The organism is Caldicellulosiruptor sp. DIB 104C (genome assembly GCF_028198085.1).
GTDB lineage: Bacteria > Bacillota > Thermoanaerobacteria > Caldicellulosiruptorales > Caldicellulosiruptoraceae > Caldicellulosiruptor > Caldicellulosiruptor saccharolyticus.
In genome coordinates, this window is sequence record NZ_CP116337.1 from 238,113 (window position 1) to 258,110 (window position 19,998).

11 protein-coding genes are annotated in these 19,998 nt (G+C 32.4%); 7 read left to right on the plus strand and 4 right to left on the minus strand.

What is annotated here, in order from left to right; all coding sequences use genetic code 11:
• Positions 1–128: 128 nt before the first annotated feature.
• The 6 genes from PGC14_RS01045 (at position 129) to PGC14_RS01070 (ending at position 9,962) form a co-directional block, all read left to right on the plus strand.
• On the plus strand, positions 129–2,381 hold the full coding sequence (locus tag PGC14_RS01045; RefSeq protein ID WP_271629296.1) for a glycoside hydrolase family 3 C-terminal domain-containing protein: 2,253 nt from the start codon (positions 129–131) through the stop codon (positions 2,379–2,381).
• A 146-nt stretch (positions 2,382–2,527) separates the two neighbouring features.
• The gene (locus tag PGC14_RS01050; protein WP_271629297.1) at positions 2,528–2,704 is read left to right on the plus strand and encodes a hypothetical protein; all 177 of its coding nucleotides are present in this window, start codon (positions 2,528–2,530) and stop codon (positions 2,702–2,704) included.
• A gap of 252 nt (positions 2,705–2,956) precedes the next feature.
• Complete coding sequence (locus tag PGC14_RS01055; protein WP_271629298.1) at positions 2,957–4,342, plus strand: sensor histidine kinase; 1,386 nt, start codon at positions 2,957–2,959, stop codon at positions 4,340–4,342.
• Positions 4,343–6,316 carry a response regulator gene (locus PGC14_RS01060; protein WP_271629299.1) on the plus strand — a complete coding sequence of 658 codons (1,974 nt, stop codon included), beginning with the start codon at positions 4,343–4,345 and terminating at the stop codon, positions 6,314–6,316.
• Positions 6,317–6,421: 105 nt separating this feature from the next.
• The gene (locus PGC14_RS01065) at positions 6,422–9,109 is read left to right on the plus strand and encodes an alpha-L-rhamnosidase (RefSeq protein WP_271629300.1); all 2,688 of its coding nucleotides are present in this window, start codon (positions 6,422–6,424) and stop codon (positions 9,107–9,109) included.
• Positions 9,110–9,281: 172 nt separating this feature from the next.
• A complete protein-coding gene (locus PGC14_RS01070; RefSeq protein ID WP_271629301.1) occupies positions 9,282–9,962 on the plus strand; it encodes a DeoR/GlpR family DNA-binding transcription regulator in 681 nt (226 codons plus the stop codon).
• A gap of 485 nt (positions 9,963–10,447) precedes the next feature.
• On the opposite strand, the gene PGC14_RS01075 is transcribed toward PGC14_RS01070, so the two are convergent.
• The 4 genes from PGC14_RS01075 to cas6 form a co-directional block, all read right to left on the minus strand.
• Complete coding sequence (locus PGC14_RS01075) at positions 10,448–13,867, minus strand: SNF2-related protein (protein ID WP_271629302.1); 3,420 nt, start codon at positions 13,865–13,867, stop codon at positions 10,448–10,450.
• Between the two features lie 168 nt (positions 13,868–14,035).
• The gene (locus PGC14_RS01080) at positions 14,036–15,058 is read right to left on the minus strand and encodes an aldo/keto reductase (RefSeq protein ID WP_271629303.1); all 1,023 of its coding nucleotides are present in this window, start codon (positions 15,056–15,058) and stop codon (positions 14,036–14,038) included.
• A gap of 4 nt (positions 15,059–15,062) precedes the next feature.
• A complete protein-coding gene (locus PGC14_RS01085) occupies positions 15,063–16,823 on the minus strand; it encodes an ABC transporter ATP-binding protein (RefSeq protein WP_271629304.1) in 1,761 nt (586 codons plus the stop codon).
• 21 nt (positions 16,824–16,844) lie between these two features.
• Positions 16,845–17,597, minus strand: a complete 753-nt coding sequence (gene cas6, locus PGC14_RS01090; protein WP_271629305.1) for a CRISPR-associated endoribonuclease Cas6 — start codon at positions 17,595–17,597, stop codon at positions 16,845–16,847.
• 206 nt (positions 17,598–17,803) lie between these two features.
• Between cas6 and PGC14_RS01095 the strand changes: the two genes are divergently transcribed.
• Complete coding sequence (locus PGC14_RS01095; RefSeq protein ID WP_271629306.1) at positions 17,804–19,993, plus strand: alpha-galactosidase; 2,190 nt, start codon at positions 17,804–17,806, stop codon at positions 19,991–19,993.
• Positions 19,994–19,998 lie beyond the last annotated feature (5 nt).

Below are 19,998 nucleotides of genomic sequence, written 5' to 3' on the forward strand. Positions count from 1 at the left end.
TGTATTTCAGAAAAGAACAAATAACATAGAAAATATCGAACAGACAAAAAAGGTTTAATATAAATTTAGTAACTATTAAAAAATACACAATTACAACCCAGAAATAAATCCAAGGGGGGCTTTAGAAAATGTCAGATAAAATAAAAGAGTTGATATCAAAAATGACCCTTGAAGAAAAAGCAAGCTTGTGTTCAGGGTTTGATGCATGGCACACAAAAACTATTGAAAGATTAGGCATACCTTCAATAATGATGACAGATGGACCCCATGGAGTAAGAAAATCTAATGGATTTAATTTGAACGAAACTGTACCATCCACCTGTTTTCCAACAGCAGCATGTATGGCAAGTTCATGGGATAGGAATTTGCTGCAAGAAGTTGGAGCGGCAATTGGGGAAGAGTGTCAAGCTGAGGGTGTTTCGATTCTTTTAGGACCTGGTGTAAATATCAAACGTACACCACTTTGTGGAAGAAATTTCGAATATTATTCGGAAGACCCGCTCCTGTCTTCCGAATTAGCAGCTTCATTTATTAAAGGTGTACAAAGCCAGGGCGTAGGGACTTCTATCAAACATTTTGCTGCTAACAATCAAGAGTATAGAAGGCTTGTAGTTGATGCAAGGGTTGATGAGAGAACACTTAGAGAGATTTACCTTGCAAGTTTTGAGAAGGCTATAAAAGAAGCAAAGCCATGGACAGTAATGGCTGCATACAATAAAGTCAATGGTGAATATTGTACTCAAAATGAGTATCTTCTTACAAAGATTTTAAAAGAAGAATGGGGATTTGAAGGGGTTGTTGTTTCTGATTGGGGAGCAGTTGATGATAGAGTAAAAGCTTTAGAAGCAGGACTTGATCTGCAGATGCCAGGAAACGGAGGCATAGATGATAAAAAGATTGTAGAGGCAGTGAAAAGTGGAAAGCTTTCAGAAGAAGTACTTGATAGAGCTGTGGAAAGAATACTCAAAATAGTTTTTAAGGCAGTAGAGAATAAAAAAGAAGGTTTTACTTATGATAAAGAGGCTCATCATGAATTAGCAATTAAAGTTGCAAGAGAAAGCATGGTACTTTTAAAGAATGAGGATAACATCTTGCCTTTAAAAGCTCAAGGCACAATTGGAATCATTGGCGGCTTTGCAAAACAGCCACAATATCAGGGTGGTGGTAGTTCTCATCTAAATCCAACAAAGTTATCTATTCCTCTTGATGAGATATTGAATATTGTAGGAGACAAGGCAAAAGTTTTGTATGCCCAGGGTTATGATTTGCAAACTGGCGAGACAAATGTCAATTATATTTCAGAAGCAAAAGAAGTAGCAAAGAAGTCTGATGTTGTTGTAATCTTTGCAGGTCTTCCAGAAAGTTTTGATTCTGAAGGGCTTGATAGGCAGCATTTAAAATTACCAGACGGACATAATATAATCATAAATGAAGTTCTTAAAGAAAATAGCAATGTTGTAGTTGTATTGATGAATGGTTCGGCAGTTGAAATGCCATGGATAGATAAAGTAAAAGGTATTTTTGAATGTTATTTAGCAGGCCAAGGCGTTGGTAAAGCTATTGCTGAGCTTTTATTCGGAATTGCTAATCCTTGTGGTAAGTTAGCCGAAACTTTTCCAATAAAACTTAGCGACAATCCAGCACATTTAAACTACCCAGGTGAAAAAGATAGAGTTGAATACCGCGAAGGGCTATTTGTTGGTTATAGATATTATGATAAAAAAGAAATGGATGTGCTTTTCCCATTTGGATATGGATTGAGTTATACTAAATTTGATTATCTTGACATTAGAGTGGATAAAAAAGAGTTAGATGAAAATCAAATTTTGAAAGTTTTTGTTAGAGTCAAAAATAGTGGAAAAATAGCAGGAAAAGAGATTGTTCAAATATATGTAAGCAAAAAAGAGAGTAATGTAATGCGACCAGAAAAGGAATTAAAAGCATTTAAAAAAGTTTACTTAGAACCTGGTGAAGTAAAAGAGATAGAATTTACCCTTGATAAAAGAGCTTTTGCATATTATGAAGTGGATGTTCAAGATTGGTATGTTGAAGAAGGTGAGTATAATATTTTGGTTGGAAAATCTTCAAGAGATATTGTTTTGAGTGAGAAAGTATATGTAAAATCCCTGAGAAAATTGCCAAAAACATATACAAGAAATACAATTTTATATGATTTAAAAGATGACCCTAAAGGTAAAGAAATTTATAATGAAATTGTTGAAATGATTAAAAAGAGTTTTAATTTTTCTTCTTCAAATGCTGATGATACGATTATGATGTTTCTATTGCAAACTCCTTTAAGGAGCTTGGTTTCATTTACTCGAGGATTGATTAGTGAAGAAAAAATTGAAATGTGGCTCAGGGAGTTAAATAAGCAGTAAATGAAATAAAAAGTTTGCTGGGGCTGCTATTATGCAGCCTTTTTTGTTTAGAAATGATAGTAAATTATTCTATGTGAGATGGATAGGTTATAGATGTTATAATAAAATTAGTGAAAAATTTTTAACAAAAGAAATGGGTGATGATTATGAGTTTTAGTAAAAAATTATTCTTAGCTTATTCGCTATTAATTATATTTTTGGCATTTATTGTAGGCATTGCATTCTATACATATAATCTTCGCGTGATGGAGGAAGATGTTGTAGCAAAATTAAATGCAGTTTCAGACAAGGTTGCACAAGAAGTTTCAAGTTTATTGAATTAAATGGATTTTATAATAGACTTTTTGATATCTAACAATGATTTTGTAGAATCAACAATAACACTTAACGCACTGAATAGAAAGAATAATAGTAATCTAGTATACGTGAATGAAGCAAAAAAAACAATCGAAGGAATACTTTATAATTATCTTATAATTAGAAGGTTTTATAGAGTAAGCTATTTTAATAAGAAGGGGGATTTTATTACAAGTAATTTTAAGTCTCCATTTCCTCAGGAGGACAGGGTAAACCAGTTGATTAATAAAACAAAGTGGTTTACCTTGTCAGAAAAAGTGCAAGGAAATATAATAATACCTCAATATTATGACCCATGGCGTGATGATAAAAATGTGAAAGTTTTTTCAAAAGTGCGTTTCTTAGGTGGATATGAAAACGGATTAGGTTACATAGAGGTTCAAATGTTGTATTCGAATATAGAGAATATTTTTAATGATGAATCTTTAAAAAATGTAAAAATATTAATGACAGCTGATAAAAATGTATTTTATGCACGTAATATATCAGAAACAGAGATGAAAGATTATTATAAACTTTTAAGCAAATTTACTAATGTAGAAATAGATTTTAGCAGTCTTGATAAAAATGACAATGAACTAATAGCGATAAGATATTTACCTAAACAAAAAATTGCTATTTTTTTAATTTTTGATAGAACATTGATTGAACGCCCATTAAAAATTAGTAGAAATTCTGTTTTGCTCTTTGGATTACTTATTATATTTATTTCACTCTTTTTTATATACTTTATGACTAACCAATTTACCAAACCTATTCGCGAGCTCAAGAGTAAAGTGGACAAAATTAACATAAATAATCTTAGCCAAAGAATTGTATTGGAAAATACAAATGATGAAATTAAAGCATTAAATAAAGCCTTTCAGAATTTATTAGATAGGTTAAATGAAGCAATAAATAAAGAAATGAAATACAAGTTATTACAGATGAAAGCAAATCTTGAAGCGCTGCAAGCTCAGGTCAATCCCCATTTTATTTACAATATACTTAATATCATTTCGCACAGGGGTTTGCTTAACAAAGACAAAGAGATTTGCGAAATTTGCAGTAGTTTAGCTTCAATGCTTAGATATTCAACTTCAGCAAGTAGTAGAATTGCTACATTAAAAGACGAGGTTGAGCATGTTAGAAATTATCTGAATCTTATGAAAAAAAGATATGAAGATAAATTAGAATATTTTATAGAATTTCAAGAAGAGGTTTTAAACCAAAAAGTTCCAAAGCTTATTCTACAACCGATTGTAGAAAATTCGTTTACTCATGGTTTTGAGAACAAAACTGATAAAATGAAGGTTTGGATTAAAGGGTATGAAAAGGATAACTGGTGGTACGTTGAGGTAAAAGATAATGGACAAGGTTTTGATGATGAAGCACTTATAAACATTAAAAGAGAAATTGAAAATATCAAAAGGAGTTTCAATTATAACGAAGAAATAGAAGGATTTGAGATTGGTAAAATTGGACTTTTAAATACATATGCGCGGATGATGATATTTTATAAAAATAAATTTGTTTTTGATATAGGTAATAGTAATGAAAATGGTGGTGCTGTTGTATTGTTGGGTGGTGAGATTGAAGTAAATCGTGAGGAAGGTGAAAGATAAATGAGACTAAAAGTTTTAATTGTTGATGATGAACCAGCAGCAATTAAGTATTTGTTGACAATATTTCAAGAATATTCAAAAGACTTTGAGATAGCTGATATTGCTCAAGATGGTGAGGAGGCATTAAAAAAAATAGAGAAAAGTGAGCCTGATATAGTTATAACAGATATTAAAATGCCTCTTTGTAATGGACTTGACCTTGTATCAAAGGCAAAAATTAATTTTCCTGATATTGAATATGTTTTAATAAGCGGATATAAGGATTTTGAATATGCCCAGAGAGCAATTCGCGAGGGAGTTTGTGACTATGTTTTAAAACCCATAGATGTGGATAGTTTTGTTAATCTCTTAAATCGTTTGAAAGAAAAAATAGAGAAGAAATATTATGACAAACAAATATTACTATTAAAGAAAATAATAGCTGATATCAAAATAGATGAGAAAGAAATAAAAAAGTTTCTACCATGGGATAAATATTTCTTATGCATATTGAGAGAAGGAGGTATTCCTCTCAAGTATTCTTCAAAGACAAAATTTATTAACGAAATTAATTTTGAAACAGCATCGGAAATTAGTCCGTCTAAATTTGAAAATGCTTTATATTGGCAGTTTTTTGGACGAGATGACCAAGAGTTAATACTAATAACGCCAGATACAGGTAATAAACTGACAGTAGTTGAGTTATTTAAAAAAATTTTTGAGAGCAAAAAAGACGGAGGACTTTATTTTACAAGTGTGATTGTAGATTATTCCTTTGAATTATTTCAGTTAAAAGACATGCTTATGAAAACTTTAAGGTTTTTGGATTTAAATATTGTACTTGGATATACACAAATTATACACTACAACCCAAATAATAGTAGCAGTACTTTATTAAGTAAAGAAAGTGATATTAATCAAAGAGAAATTGAAAAGAAATTCTCATATTATATTTCAAATTTGATGGTAGAGAGTTTAGAAAAGGAATTAGAGAGAGTTTTAGATAAATTGAAAGAACAAAAAGTTCCACTTATTATAGTTAGTAGTTTATTTCGCAATGTAATAATATTTGCAGCAGAACAATTAAATTCAGAAATGAAAAGATATGATATTGAATATATCTTAGATGAATTGATATCTACAAGTAAGCGAGGTGGAATTATGAGAGCACAGAAAATAAAGCGAAGTATTGCAGAAGTTATTGCTTTAGCTTTGGTATTAATAATTTATGGTATCCCATTCTTCTTTATATTCATTAACTCTGTGAAGAGTAAAGGCGAAGCAGCAAGTTTAGACTTGAGTTTTCCTAAACAGGTGCTTTTAATAGAAAATTATAAATCAGTTTTAGCTGAACAGGATGGAGTTGTTGTCAGAGCATTTATAAATAGTACATTGATTACAGTATTTTCAGTGATAGTTTTAGTTTTTGTTGCATCAATGACAGGATTTATAATTCAAAGAAGAAAAAATAGAACGATGACATTTATAAGTTTCTTGATTTTAATAGGTTTAATACTTCCGCCATCTGTTGTTCCCACAATATGGATATTAAAATTATTAGGACTTTTCAAAACTCTGCCAGGGATTGTTTTGATTGAAGTTGCTTTAGGTTTGCCGTTTGCAACACTGCTTTATAGTAATTTCTTATCAACAATTCCTCAAGAGATAGACGAAAGCGCACTGATAGATGGTTGTAATAGCTATCAGCTATTTTTCCGAATAATATTTCCTTTGTTAAAGCCAGTTACAGCCACAATAGTAATATTATCTTCAATATCTATTTATAATGATTTTGTAAACCCTCTTTACTTTTTACCAGGTGCTGAAAATCCAACAGTTCAATTAACTTTATATAATTTTATGAGTAGATACAATACATCTTGGAACTTACTCTTTGCGGATGTTGTTTTGATTTCTATACCTCCATTAATATTGTTTATATTCTTCAACAGAAAAATAATAAGTGGAATGGTGGCAGGGGCTATAAAGGCTTAAAGATAATTTCATAATGATTTAAGTATATAAATCAATTATTGGTAATTGAGAAATTGTATTTGATTGATTAAAATCAATCATAAGAAAAACAAAGGAGAATGCAAAATGGTATTAGAAATAAAAGAAGTCAAATGTGAATATAGAAAAAATCCAATAGGGCTTGGGACAAAAAAACCAAGATTTTCGTGGATAATAAATTCTGATATACCTGCAACAAAGCAGACAGCATATCAGATGGTGTTTGCAAGAGATGAAAATTTTGAGGATATAATTTATGATACAGGTATTATATCTTCTGAACAATCAGTCCATGTGGAATATAATGGCCCTGAGCTTGAAGAATGTCAGAGATATTATTATAAAGTTAGAATATGGGATAACCATGGCAATGTTTCAGATTGGTCAAAAACGAATTATTTTGAAGTAGGAATTCTTGATAACAGTAAATGGATAGCTGATTGGATATCAACATATGATGATGACAACTGCGAAAGGTCACCATATTTTAGATATAGATTTGAGGTAAGAAAACCTCTAAAAAGAGCCATACTATATGCAACAGCACTCGGGTTATACGAAGCTTGGCTAAATAACAAAAGAGTAAGTGACTATTACTTTACACCAGGTTGGACATCTTATCATAAAAGAATTCAGTATCAGGCCTATGATGTTACTCAAGATATTAAAATAGGACAGAATGTGATAGGTGCAATTTTAGGAGCAGGCTGGTATAAAGGAACATTAGGGTGGGAAGGCAAGAAAAATATCTACGGAGATAGATTGGCTTTTTTGGCACAATTGCATCTTTATTATGCAGATGGAACTGAAGAGATAATTTCTACTGATGAAAAGTGGGAATATAAATTGGGACCAATTTTATTTTCTGAATTTTATGATGGTGAGATTTATGATGCACGTCTGGAACTGCAAGAATGGATGAATCCAGCACTTTATGATAAAGACTGGAAAAAGGCTAAAGTTATAGAATACAGAAAAGATATATTAGTAGCTCAGGAGAATATTCCAGCAAGAAAAATGGAAGTAATCAAGCCAGTAGCTATTATTACAACTCCCAAGAGAGAAACTGTTATAGATTTTGGACAGAATATGGTGGGTTTTGTTAGATTTAAAGTTAAAGGAAATGCTGGAGATAGAGTTGTGCTAAAACATGCAGAGGTATTAGACAAAGAGGGAAATTTTTACACTGATAATCTCAGAAAAGCAAAGCAAACTATTGAATATATTTTAAAAGGCGATTATGAAGAGATATTTGAGCCTCACTTTACTTACCAAGGTTTTAGATATGTAAAAGTTGAAGAATATCCAGGAAAGGTTGATATAAACAATTTTGAAGGGATTGTGATCTATTCAGGGATGGAAACAACAGGAGAATTTGAATGTTCAGATGATCTTGTAAATAGACTTCAAAAGAATATAGTATGGAGTCAGAAAGGAAATTTTGTTGATGTTCCAACAGATTGTCCACAAAGAGACGAAAGACTTGGGTGGACAGGAGATGCTCAGGTGTTTATTAAAACAGCTTGCTTTAATATGGATGTTGCACTTTTCTTCACCAAGTGGTTGCATGATTTGGCAGCAGACCAGTTTGAAAATGGTGGTGTGCCTTTTGTAATTCCAAATATTTTCTTTTCCAAAACTCAATCATTCGGAGATGAACATTCTTCTTCAGCTTGGGGTGATGCCGCAACAATCTGCCCATGGACTATTTACCAGTATTATGCAGACAAAAGGCTTCTTGAGCAGCAATATCAAAGTATGAAAAAGTGGGTTGAATATATTAGAAAACAGGGAGACAATGAATATTTGTGGAATACTGGCTTTCACTTTGGCGATTGGGTTGCATTAGATACTATAGAAGGTAGTTATATTGGTGCCACACCAAAGGATTTGATTGCTACTGCATTTTATGCATATTCAACATGGATATTGAGTCAAACAGCTAAGGTTTTGGGCTATGTTGAAGATGTTGAGGAGTATACAAAACTATATCACAACATTGTAACAGAGTTTAGGAAAGAATTTGTAACACCAAATGGAAGACTTGCTGCACATACACAAACTGCTCACGTTTTGGCTTTAATGTTTGATTTGCTTGAAAAGAAAGACGTTGAAAAGAATGTTGAAATGCTAATTGAACTACTAAAAGAAATAGATATTACGGATGCAAGCAAGGTAGATTATGCACTGACAACTGGGTTTGTAGGCACTCCATATTTGTGTCATGTATTGACAAAGTATGGACGAAGTGATATTGCATTAAAGCTTTTGCTTCGAAAGAAATATCCATCTTGGTTATATCAAGTATTAAAAGGTGCGACAACTATATGGGAACATTGGGACGGAATAAAAGAAGATGGAACATTTTGGGATGCGAATATGAATTCGTTTAATCACTATGCTTATGGTTCAATTGGTGATTGGATGTATAGTGTTTTAGGTGGACTAAATATCTTAGAACCTGGATTTAAGAAATTCTTAGTTAAACCTTATTTTGAGCACTTTGATTATGTTAAGTTGAGATATAAATCGCTGTATGGTGATATTTTTATCAGATGGGATAGACAAGATAAGAATATCAAACTTGAGTTAATTGTTCCTGCAAACACAGAGGCAATTGTGGAACTTGAAAAGATTGATACTGATACTTTTAAAATATTGAGTCAAGAAAATTCAGGCTCCGAAACAGGGATAAAAGATATTACAATAAATGAAAATATTATTAAGATATCAATTGGTTCAGGTAACTACAAATTTGAATTTAAGAAAATATGAGGAATGTAAATGGAGCGGTTTTGAGCCGCCCTATTTTTAAAATTTACTTTATTATAATGTTGATACTGGGAGTGATTATGCCCTATGCTTGCATTAGAGAGGCAACAAAAGATATTGTCGTTGTTATTTTCCAAAAAGTGTAAAGGTTAGTAAACTTAGTGAAATATTTAATGTGTCACCAGAGACAGTAAGGAATGATTTAAAGAAATTTGAGAAAGAAGGCATAATAATAAAAGCATATGGTGGGGCAGTTTTGAAAGAGGGATTTGAAAAGAAATTCAATTATTTTGAGGAAGAAGTTAAGGACCAGTTTTTAACAGAAGCAGAAAGGTTGGCAAGTGCGATAGTAAGGGAAATCGAAGAAGGTAGCGTAATTGTTCTTGACAACAGTGAAGTTTCTTTAGAAATAGCAAAGAAGATAAAGGAAAAGGGAATAGGAATAACTGTTATAACGAATTATGTAAAGGTTGTAAATGAACTAATGGATGAAAAGAATGTTGAGCTAATTTGTGTAGATGGCAAACTTGACAGGAAAACAGGTTCATATATTGGGGTGTTAGCACAGGAATTTGTAAAAAGTTTGAGAGCAGACAAAGCAATTATTAGCTGCACAGGTTTTAGCTTAGAAAAAGGTGTAACAGAGGACGATGAGATTGTGGCAAGTACAAAAAAGACCTTGGCAAAGGTTGCAAGTGAAGTTGTATTAGCTGTTATGGAAACAAATTTCAAGAAAAACGGTACTATAAAGTGTATTGATATTGATAGCATAAGTTTTGTGTTTTCAACAGTAACTTTACCAAAAGAAATTGAAAAGTATCTTTGGTATAAAGACATAAAGATAAAATATTGTTAACATTGAGTAGATGTTCTTAGTTTTTTAATATTGTAAAAGCTTCAATATAAGCTAATGTATGTAATATGCAAAAAAATAAAATTCTGAAAAAAGCACAATTTATAATATAATATGTTTTTTGTATTTTTATTACAGAGGACATTGAAATATATTTTGAAAAAAGTAAATAAATATATCATTAGAAAATAATAAAAACGATAAATTTGATATACATTATTAAAACAATGTTGAAAGATAAGACAAAATTAACAAAAAGCACAAGGAGGAACTGGAGAGACACTGAATGCAAAGAAGCTAAAAACAGCAAAAATCTAAGCACATACAAGGAATATTTAGAACGTACATAAGTAAATAATGTAGTGAAAAAATTTAGGTTCTTATTTTGTCAAATCTAGTCCTTCCGTGTTTTAGATTTTTAAAACTAAAAAAGTAAAGCCATATTTAAATACAAAATTCTGTTAATCCTTAGTTCATAAAGTATCGCTTTACTCCAACAACTCCAATATTTCCTCTTTAGAAAATTTTCCTATAAACGATTGACTTGCTTCGATTAAGCTATCAAATAGGTCTTTCTTTTTCTGTTGTAGAACAAGTATTTTTTCTTCTATTGAATTTTTGGTTATAATCTTAAATGACTGAACAACATTTTTCTGGCCCAGCCTGTGTGCTCTTGCTGTTGCCTGGTTTTCAACTGCCGGGTTCCACCATGCATCAAAGTGAATAACAACGTCTGCCCCAGTAATATTGAGTCCAAATCCACCAGCTTTTAGCGAAAGCAAAAAGACATTTCTCTCTCCACTGTTGAACCTGTTCACCATTTCAACTCTGTCTTCAGCCTTTGTTGTACCGTCTAAATAAAAGTATAAAATCTTTTCCTTGTCAAGCATTTTTTTGATAATAGATAGCATTGAAGTCCACTGAGAATATATAATTACTCTGTGCCCACTTTCTAAGCTGTCTTGTAAAATTTCTTTCAGTGCTTCCATCTTACCAGAGCTTCCTTTGTAATCTTCAAATACAAGCTTTGGATGACAGCAGATCTGTCTTAGTCTTGTTAATAAGGAAAATATTTTTATTTGACTTTTTTCAAACCCAGCTGAATCTATTTCTTTTTCAATCTCTTTTTTGGCTGAGACTAAAAATTGCTTGTAGATTTTTTCCTGTTCAGGGCTCATTGCAACTTGAATATTTGTTTCTATTAGTTCAGGAAGTTCATTTAATACATCTTGTTTTACTCTTCTTAAAACAAACGGTTTTATCAGTTTTTTCAATTTTTCCAATGCATTATTGTTTCCACTATAAATTGGCATCGCAAAACGCTCAACAAATTTCTCAGCTCCTCCTAAATACCCAGGAAGTATAAAATCAAAGATTGACCACAGTTCTATGAGATTATTTTCGATTGGTGTACCTGTCAGGGCAAATTTAGCATCTGCACAGATTTCTTTTACAGCCAGCTTTATTTGTGAGTGAGGATTTTTTATGTACTGTGCTTCATCTAAGATACAAACACTAAAATCGATGTCTTTATAAAGTTCTATATCTTTTCTCAAAAGTGCATATGATGTAATTACAATATCATATTCTGGTATTTTTTCTATTGCTTTTTTGCGCTTTGCAGGTGTTGAGTCAATAATTAAAGTTTTCAGACCTGGTGCGAATTTTTCAATCTCTTGTTTCCAGTTATAAATAAGTGATGTTGGCACAATGGCTAATACCGGCTTTTTAATTTTTTGCTTATTTGCAAGAATAAAGCCAAGTACCTGTAGAGTTTTTCCAAGCCCCATATCATCAGCTAAAATTCCACCAAGTTCATTTTCAAATAGAGAAGATAACCATTTTATTCCAAGTTTCTGATAATCTCTTAACACACCTTGAAGCTCAACCGGGATTTGAATATCAATTTCTTCAATATTTTCTATCTTTTCGATAATGCTTTTAACACTTTCAACTCCATTTGCCTGAATTCCGCTTTCATCTAAAAGTTTTGTTACAGCCACTGCTTCTTGTAAAGAAAGCTCAGCTTTTTCTTTTATAACCTGGTCTATGTCAGATGCAGAATCTATAAATGAAACTAATTTTTTCATATTTGGACTATCTAAAATCAAAATTGAACCATCTTTGAGTTTGTAATACTTTTTCTTTTTCTTTATTGCATCAAGAATATTTTTAAGCTCTGAACTCTCAAGCTCATCACTTTCAAGCCAGAAGTCAATTGAATGTTTAGAATATTTTAAGCAGGGGATAATTTTTACATCTTTTTTAATTTTAAGCTTTTTAAAATCTTCTGAATAATAAACGTCAGTTATCTTTTGGATTTGCGAAACACCTTCTGCTAAGAATTCCATGAACATATCGGGGTCAAGACATTCATAATAAAATTCTTGGTCAGATTTTATCTCATTAAACCCATAAGCAAACAAAATACTTTGAATTTCAAACAAACTAAAATAATCAAATAATGGAACTTTCTTGGTTTTTGAAATTGTATCAAATATTTCATTCATTCCACTGATTCTTGCAACAAACCTTTCATTCTCAAATTCCAAATATAATTTGGGTTTAATAATATAATCTTCTAAAATAAATTTTTTGAGGTCAGGGTCAATTTCTAATTCAAAGTGCTGGTCTAAAAATAGATAATATTTATTCATAAAGTCACAAAAGTCTTCTTTATTAAGGGTAAAAAATTTAATGTATTCAACTTTAAAAAAATTAAATACTCTATTTGCTTCAGCCATTTTTTTAATTATTGAAGAAAATATCTTTTGCTCTGGTGTAAGCTTGTAAAGAGTACCATCTGAAACAAAATAACTTCCGTCGCTATATAAAAATTTTCTGTTAGCAATATCTATTAAATCACTATAAAGTCTTACCTGATTGTCCTCAAGTTTTAATAAAATCTTTGGTTTTACCTTAGTGCAAAGATCAACTTTTACTTTATGAGCATCATAATAATTTGCTACAAAGTAATCAAAAGATATAAAAATTTCTTCATTGTCAAGGATTTCAATTATTTCATTTGCAATTTTGACAGGTAAGTAAATAGTATTTCTTTCTGTTTCTAAATCTAAAAAGTTCAGATACTTCAACAGTACATCCAAAAATTTTTTGTCTTTTTCACCAAAAAAATGATAAGTAGGATTGTACACAAAATTCTTTCCAAACTGAAATGGTTGTTTTTGCTCATACGCTTTTAAAAATTCTGGTATATATGAAACAACATAGTCTCTTTTCAAATCTAAGGTTTTTATTTTTAATTTTAAAGTTACTAAATCGTTAGTAGAAGATCCGAAATATTTTTCTAAAAATATATTAGGAGACTTTACAGACAAATTATCAAGTGAAAACTTAATATAATTTTCTTCAAAATTGTTTGCAAAAAATTGATAAATCCGGGAATTTTGTCTTCTTTCCTTCTCAATAGCCTCATTTAATTTTTGTTCTAACATTTGAAGCAAAGATTCTTGCATTTTATTTAGGCTATTGAGAATATATTTACCGTCAGCAAAACTTTTTAACACAGCAATTATGTGCCGGCAAAAATCTTCAGACTGAACAAAATCTTCAATATCTATTTCTTCTTCTGATTCAAAAGTGATATTTTCTAAACTGCATGAACATGCAGCAGTTATAATTATGTTTTCAATCTCAATATTTCCAAAGAAGTCCTGAGACATATATAAAGGCAGAGCAAAATCGATAAAAACCCAGTATTCGTTCTTGCCATCTTCTACTTTTGCAAATATTGCATTTTCTTCTTGGTCATACTGAATATTTTCTTTTTTAATTTTTCGAGCAAGGTCAATTCCCTTTTCAAAGGCTTTTCTGTTTTTTGCAAAATATGCAAGTTTTTGCTCTGAGAGAAACTGCACAATTGTTTGATAATCAAGTTCTAAAGACATTGTTTTTCACATCCTTTTTGCATTTATAGAGCTTTTCATCCACATTGATTTTATCAAAAAATGAACTTTATTCAGTAATCTAAAAATTATTAGAAATGCTCAATTCTCTTATCCAAAACAAAAAACCTCATCCCTTAAATTTTCAAGGAAAGAAGCTTAAAGACTAGATTAATCGCCGATTGTTGCTCGAATAATCTCAAGCTTTTTCTCAATCATATCAGGTATTGGCAAATTGTATGGGCATCTTGTTACGCAAACTCCACATTTAATGCAATTTTTTGCTTTTTGATATGCATCATAAAACCAGCCAGACTTTAGAGTATTAAAAGGCAATCTTTTCATTGCAGAATCTGCATGGAGTATTACCCAAATAGGAATTTGTTGAGGGCATGGTTGACAATAATTGCATCTTCTGCAAAATTCTTTACCAAGCTCTTTTCGTATCCTTTCTATTTCTTTCATTTCATCGTCAGTCAAAGCACTGAGATTCATAGCAACATTAACATTTTCATCCAATTCCTTAATGGTTTCTATTCCAGGGTCAGGTACGACAAATTCTTTTTGCAAGACGTATTTTAAAGATAGAGCAGCGTTTGGAATAACACCGCCACCAACTGGCTTCATTGCAATTATTCCAATATCTTTTTGGAGTGCTAATGGGAAAACTTTGTCTTCTACATCTGTTTCTATTATATTATAGCAAAGTTGGATCACATCAAATTTATCTGTATTTATTAACTTTTCAAGAATTTCTGTACTGTGGCTTGAAGCGCCGATAAATCTAATAAGTCCTTTTTCCTTTGCCTCAACCAGTCCCCAGTAAGCTCCATCTTCAGCAAAAACCCTATTGAATGTATCTATATCATTAACACCATGTAGCTGATAAATATCAATTTGTTCGACACCAAGGTTTTTAAGGCTTATTTCAATATCCTTCAAAATTCCTTCTTTTGTTCTATTTTGCGATTTAGATGCCAAGTATACTTTTTTGTTAGTTCCTTTCAAAGCCTTACCAATTTTTATTTCACTATCAGTATAACCTCTTGCAGTGTCAATCAAATTAATTCCAAGTTCAATTGCTCTTCTGATTAATCTTATAGCAGACTCCTCATCGATTCTTTGTATTGGTATTCCACCAAATGCTATTGGGAAAACCTCAATATTTGTCCTACCAAGCCTTCTGTATTTCATATTTTTATACCTCCCTTATTAAGCTATCATTTTCATCAATTAACTGCACAGAACACAAATGATAATAAAGTCCTTTTTTAGCAAAAAGCTCTTCATGTGTGCCCATTTCCACAATTTCGCCATCTTTCAAAACTATAATCTTATCTGCCTTTTTTACAGTAGATAACCTGTGAGCAATAATTAAAATTGTCCTTGTACCTGCTAAGTTGTTTATGGCTTCTTGAATTTCTTTTTCTGTTTCTGTATCAACAGAAGAAGTTGCTTCATCTAAGATTAATATCGGTGCATTTTTCAAGACAGCTCTTGCAATTGCCAAACGCTGTTTTTGGCCTCCAGAGAGCTTTACTCCTCTTTCGCCAATTACCGTATTGTAACCCTGAGGAAGATTTTGGATAAAGTCGTGAGCACAGGCAATTTTTGCTGCTTGAATTATTTCATCCATGGTAGCATCCTCTTTTCCGTATGCAATGTTTTGAGCAACTGTTCCATTGAACAAGAAGACATCTTGCATTACCATACTGATATTGTCGTGTAGGGACTTCAATGTGACATCCCTTATATCGATATCATCAATCTTGATTGTACCTGAGTCTGGGTCATAAAAGCGATTTAAAAGATACATAATTGTTGTCTTTCCAACACCTGTTGGGCCAACAAATGCAACCATTTGTCCTGGCAGAATCTCAAATGATATATTTTTTAAAACCTGAACTTCAGGATTGTAAGAAAAAGAAACATTTTCGAATGTGATTTTACCTTGGACGTTTTTAAGTTTCTGCGCATTCTCTTTTTCTTTTATCTCAGACTCTGTCTGAAGAATCTCAAAAACTCTCTCAGCGCCTGCCAAAGCTTGCTGAACGTTTTCAATAACTTGAGATAGCTGAGTCACCGGTTGATAGAACATGCTAAGATACAAAATAAATCCAACGATATCTTGCACAGGCACTTTTCCCTTTAGAGCCATAAGTCCACCAACAGAAACTACTATCACTGTTCCAACAGAGCTTAGAAAACTTACAGTTGGATGAAATACTGCTGAGAGCTTGAGAGCACTCAAAAGCGCGTTAATGTGCCTATAAATTTTTTCTTTTATTTTTAAAAGCTCTTTTTCCTGCTTGTTGAAAATCTGTATTTCACGGATACCTGAGAGATTGTCTTGCAAGTCGGCATTTAAATCTGCTAAGGCTTTTTGAGCTTCTCTAAAATTTGGCAAAATCTTTTTGGCAAAGACTGTACCGCTTAAAATCAAAAATGGTATAGGAATTAAAGATAGCGCAGCAAGAACAGGATTTATGATAAAAAGAATGGATGCAACACCAAGTATTATAAGAGAATTCGTAAATAGCTCTGGTACTGCATGAGCAATCAAGACTTCAAAGTTTGCAGTATCATTTACAACTCTTGACATAAGCTGCCCTGTTTGTTTGTCTACGAAATATCCGAAAGAAAGTTGCTGGAGCTTACTATAAACCAAAGTTCTCACATGTGCAACTAAATTCCATGCTGCATAATGTGAAAGATAACTATTTAAAAACTGAAATACAATCCTTAAAATGTAAGATAAAATCAATATAAGAGAGATATTGATTATCATTCTCTTTGCATTTGGGTACTTGCTAATATTTGTAATTATTCCTGTCAAATCCCTCACAAGCCACGGACCAAGAAGGTTTAATGCTGTGATAGCAAGCATGGAGATACCAGAGATAATAAGATATTTCCAGTATGGTCTTGCCATCTTCACAAGCCTTATCAAATATTCCATTTAATCATCTCCTTGAAAAACTTACTCAATGATTTCAAAAAGTCCGAATCCCTGAGAGTTTTTTGAGCCAAGTCCGCAGTAATATGCAACTTCCATTATTATTGGGTCAGTTTCAATTGTATAAAAACCAAGCCAGCCTTTTATGGGCGTCTTTTTAAAAAGCATGGGTTTAAAGTGTGTTTTTTCTTCAACCTTTAATGGTTTTAAATCAAATCTAAAACTTTTTTCGTCAAAGTCTTTTATTAAAAGCTTGCATTTTTTCATCAGGTTTTGGGAAATGAGGTTATAAAACTCATCCTCAAAAGGAGTAAAAAAGTGCTTGTATTCTGAATTTTCATTTCTGATTGTTTTGTATGCACACATAGGAGATAACATTTTTATTTTATGGAAACTTGAAAATTTTGGTCTTTTGAGCATGTTTGCAGATGTCACATATAGTATATTATCTTTTAGATAGATTTGGTCTTTTTTTAAAAGTCCGGTTGAAAACTTTACGACAAAATCCTCAACAGGTGATGACACTGTAAGTGAAACCTTTTTGTCAAATATTATTTTTTTATTTAAGCCTTCTCCGACAATCTTAAATGGTCCTTCTAAGCGAGAAAATGAAAAGAGTTTAAAGTTTTTCAAATCAACCTCATAACCTTTGTCATGTAAAAATGTTGCATAGATTTTGTCGTCAATAGTATTGTATATCATGGACTGAACAAAGTAGTTGTAATGAATAGGAAGTTCAATTGGGTTTTGGGATTCAAAGTCTACTTTTATTCGCATGGTTTTCTCCCTTTCCTTAAAATGAAGTTTTGTTTTCCATAGAGATATTTTATCAGGAAAATTAAGAATTTGCACAGCTGCTTTTAAAAAAACATATCAAGATTTTAATGTTTATTTAATTTTTTTAAGTGAATATAGCAAAACATTTTTCATTAATGATATTATAAATTTTGAAAATACAAGCTTAAAAAAAGGAGGCCAAAAAGATGCCAATCACCTTTAACCCCCAAACAGGCATGTTTTTCATAGAAGCAAAGAATACAAGCTATGTAATAAAGCTTTTCAAAGGAAAGTTTTTATCCCATGTTTACTGGGGCAAAAAGATAAGAGAGTTTGGGTGGACAGATTTTGATGTGACAGGAGGAAGAGCATTTGGTGCAACACCTGACCCAAATGACAAGACATATTCATTTGATACAATGCTTTTAGAATACCCTGCATATGGCAATTCAGATTTCAGACATCCTGCCTATCAAGTTCAGCAGGAAGACGGTTCTCGTATCACAAACCTTGTTTATAAAACACACAGAATCTATGATGGAAAGCCAAAACTTGAAGGTCTTCCGGTAACATATGTTGAGTCACCTGACGAGGCCCAGACACTGGAGATAGAGCTTTATGATGATTTGATTGGTTTGAAAGTTACATTGATATATACAGCTTTCAGAGATTTTGATGCAATAACAAGGAGTGTAAGGTTTGAGAACTTAGGAAAACAAAAACTCAAAATCCTTCGTGCAATGAGTGCATGTGTTGACTTTCCAGAAGGGGATTTTGAACTTTTGCATCTTTGGGGTTCATGGGCAAGAGAAAGATACATCGAGAGAACTCTACTTATTCACGGAACTCAGGTAATTGAAAGTGCAAGAGGCGAAAGCTCACATCAGCACAATCCATTTATAGCGCTTTTGTCAAAGGATGCAACTGAAAAACATGGCGATGTGTATGGCTTTTCGCTTGTGTATAGTGGAAACTTTGCTGCAATTGTTGAAAAAGACCAGTACAATATGCTTAGGGTTACAATGGGTATAAATCCTTTTGAATTTACATGGGTACTAAAACCGGGCGAAAGTTTCCAAACACCGGAGGTTGTGATTGTCTATTCACAAGAGGGCTTGGGAGGGATGTCTCGCACATACCATAAGCTTTACAGGAAAAGACTTTGCAGAGGGGTATATAGAGATAAGAGAAGACCAATTCTGATAAACAGCTGGGAAGCTACATATTTCAATTTCGATGAAGAAAAGCTTCTTTCTTTAGCAAAAGAGGCAAAAGATCTTGGGATTGAGCTATTTGTACTTGATGATGGATGGTTTGGCAAAAGAGATGATGACACAAGCTCGCTTGGAGACTGGTTTGTTGACAGAAGAAAGCTTCCAAATGGCTTAGATGGTCTTGGCAAAAAGCTAAATGAAATGGGGCTCAAATTTGGGCTTTGGTTTGAACCTGAGATGGTCTCGCCAGACAGTGAGCTTTACAGAAAACACCCTGACTGGTGCATACAGGTGCGAGGAAGGACTTTAACGCAGTGCAGGAACCAGTATGTTCTGGACATTACAAGAGAAGATGTTAGAAAAGAGATTTTGAGAATGATGAAGGAGATTCTAAAAGCAGCTCCAATTGAATATATCAAGTGGGACATGAACAGGCCATTAACAGAGGTGGGTTCGCTTGAGCTTCCACCTGAGAGACAAAAAGAGGTCTTCCACAGATATGTTCTGGGACTTTATCAGATGATGGAAGAGCTGACAACAGAATTTCCCAACATCCTTTTTGAAGGATGTTCTGGCGGTGGAGGAAGGTTTGACCCTGGGATTTTGTATTACATGCCTCAAATTTGGACGAGTGATGACACAGATGCAATAGAGAGGCTTAAAATCCAGTTTGGAACAAGCATTGTATATCCAGCATCTACGATGGGTGCTCATGTATCAATTGTGCCAAACCATCAGGTTGGTAGGATAACACCAATGAAGACAAGAGGAATTGTAGCGCTTTCTGGCTGTTTTGGATATGAACTTGATTTGACAAAGCTATCTTGTGAGGACAAAGAAGAGATTAAAAGACAAATTGAGCTTTACAAGAGAATATGGCATATAGTGTTTGAAGGTGATTTGTTCAGATTAATTTCTCCATTTGAGGGAAATAGCGCTGCATGGATGTATGTGACAGAGGACAAAAAAGAGGCAGTTGTATTCTATGTTGAAATTTTAAGGCAGCCAAATCCACCAATCAAAAGGTTAAAATTAGATGGTCTTGACCCCAGCAAGAGCTATTTAATTGAAGGTGAGCAAAAAACAAGGTTTGGCGATGAGCTTATGAACATAGGACTTATGATTCCTCAGATGTGGGGTGATTTTAATTCTCATATGTGGATTTTAAAAGCAGTTGATTAGATTTA